Here is an 883-nt window from a genome sequence, read left to right as displayed (position 1 = left end):
CTGGCGGATCAGACGCCCGATGAGGCATACTTCGCGACGCTGCCAGCGATCAAATCGGCAGCATGATCGCCCCGGACGCTCCACTTAAAATCTCGGGACCCTGTCCGAACAAGCGACGCCACCTCTTACCTCTCTGCAATCCGCTCGAACAGAACGCTGGCCTCGGCCTGATCCTTGCGAGCATACGACAGGTCGTCCAGTAACGTTTTGCATAACGTTACTCGATCTATGTGTAGTGCACCGTTATGTGGAGTCCGGTGGGTCAAGGCATAGTGATAGTCGGCAGCCGTGATTCGAACTCCACATAAGTATCAGAGCCGCTTCAACCAGTCGATAATCGGCAAGCGTCCGAATGTTCCTCGGTCGGCCGATACCTTCGTCAATATGTCTGGAAACACTTGAGGGAGTGCCTGGCGCTTCATGTCGATGTCTGATTGCGCATAGCGCATCGTTGTATCGAGACTCGCGTGACCAAGCCATTGGCTAATCGCTGGGAAGTCTACACCTGACTTTAACAAGGAGAGCGCTGTCGTATGCCTCAGAGAATGAGGGTGGATGCGTTTCTCCCGGAGGGTAGGTACGGTCGCTCCGGCGGCGACCAGATGCTTGCGAAGCAGGTAGTACACCCCGAAGCGGGTGTGCTTGTCGCCGCGATTATTGACAACAGTGCTGTGGTTGCATTAAGCGGATACGGGCGTTCTTCGACGAGTCGCTGCAACAACTTGGCAGTCTGCGGCCAGATCGGACAGACGCGGAGAACCTGTCCGCATTTTTGTGGGCGAGGCGGTTAAAAAAAACGTTACCCGCGCGCCCGCGTAAACCGCTCGCCAAACAGGATGGCAAACTGGTTCATCGCAGATTTCCAGTCATAGGCATGGCGCAC

At 55.8% G+C, this 883-nt stretch carries 1 protein-coding gene; it reads right to left on the bottom strand.

All coding sequences use genetic code 11. The features are described 5' to 3' along the window. Positions 1-311: 311 nt before the first annotated feature. Entirely contained in the window at positions 312-626 is a 315-nt protein-coding gene (locus AB4Y43_RS40430) for a tyrosine-type recombinase/integrase (RefSeq protein WP_368618925.1), read from the bottom strand. Positions 627-883 lie beyond the last annotated feature (257 nt).

This window comes from Paraburkholderia sp. BR10872 (assembly GCF_040965835.1).
Lineage (GTDB): Bacteria > Pseudomonadota > Gammaproteobacteria > Burkholderiales > Burkholderiaceae > Paraburkholderia > Paraburkholderia nodosa_A.
Note: the sequence above shows the minus strand (reverse complement) of the source record. Positions and strands in the feature narration are given on the sequence as shown.